The sequence below is a fragment of the Pseudarthrobacter sp. fls2-241-R2A-168 genome (genome assembly GCF_030209335.1).
Lineage (GTDB): Bacteria > Actinomycetota > Actinomycetes > Actinomycetales > Micrococcaceae > Arthrobacter.
The window spans coordinates 1-1,286 of sequence record NZ_JARVSG010000055.1; the positions used below are offsets into that span (position 1 = coordinate 1).

At 63.4% G+C, this 1,286-nt stretch carries 1 protein-coding gene; it reads left to right on the forward strand.

Features of this window, described 5'->3' with window-relative positions; all coding sequences use genetic code 11:
* Nucleotides 1-94: 94 nt before the first annotated feature.
* Nucleotides 95-1,249 (forward strand): IS1249 family transposase, encoded by a 1,155-nt coding sequence (locus tag QRN11_RS21560; RefSeq protein WP_285314446.1) that lies wholly within the window; start codon nucleotides 95-97, stop codon nucleotides 1,247-1,249.
* Nucleotides 1,250-1,286 lie beyond the last annotated feature (37 nt).

Sequence of the window (1,286 nt, forward strand, 5' to 3'; positions counted from 1 at the left end):
GGGGTTAGCGGCCAAAATGTGTGTACGCGATGGCCTTGGTTGTCAGTGTTCACAGGGGTTGTAGGGGTTTGCACATGCTTTGAAAGCATGTGGAGTGACGGTTCCATCGAATCAACCCAGGTGTGGTGTATGTGCTCGGAAGCTTGTGAAGAACGGGACCACCAGTTCGGGCCGGACGAGGTGGCGGTGTAAATCGTGTGGTGCTTCGAGCACTCAGGCCCGGGTTGATGTCACGAGGAAGGCTGAGTTCACGGCGTTCCTGTCCTGGCTCATTGGAAAGCAGCGCCAGGGCGGGTATGCGGGCTCCGAACGGACTTTCCGGCGCCGCAGTGCCTGGTGCTGGAATGTGGTCCCGCAGGCGCCGGTGACCGGGGAGATTCATCCGGTGCTCATGCTCGACGGCACGTACTTCAACGGCTGGTGCGTGCTGGTGGCTTACAGCGGTTCCCACGTCATCGCGTGGCAGTGGTGCGACCGGGAAAAGCACGCCTCCTGGTCAGCGCTCCTGCAGCAGATCCCGGCACCGGGCGTGGCCGTCGTGGACGGGCACAAAGGCCTCGAGAGCGCCCTGCGGGAACACTGGCCGGAAACGAAGGTCCAGCGGTGCCTGTTTCATATCCGCCAGAACATCCGCACGCATCTGACGCTGCGTCCGAAACTGGAAGCGGGCAAGGAACTGCTGGCCCTGGCCAAGGCCCTGACGCACGTGACAGACCTTGATGAGGCAGCATCGTGGATGGGCGAGTTCGCGTCCTGGGAAGCCCGCTGGGAGTCATTTCTCAAGCACCGCACCTACGCAAAGAAGAACACCGTCAGACCCGCCCATATCGGGGCCGGCCAGCTCTGGTGGTACACCCACCTGGGTCTGCGCCGGGCACGGGGAACTCTGGCCGGGGCGGTCAAAGCCGGGCACATGTTCACCTGGCTCACCAGCGCGACCGCTGGCCAGAACATCGCACGGACGACCAGCCCGCTGGAGGGCGGGATCAACGCCGGACTCAAAGACCTGCTCCGCACCCACCGCGGGCTCACCCCGGACCACGCCGCCCGCGCCGTCGACTGGTACCTCTACCTGCGCACCGAGCAACCTCAAGACCCCTGGCAACTGGTACAGCCCCGCCACTGGCAACCTCAAAGAAAGAACCCCAGTCGCGTCGATGAACCCATCGGTCCAGCCCTCTATGACACAGCCTTCAGCGCCGAGGAAGGAAACGGAATCCAACAAGGATGGGGCGGACGACGCAGATGACACGCCCAAGCCGTACACACATTTTGGCCGCTAACCC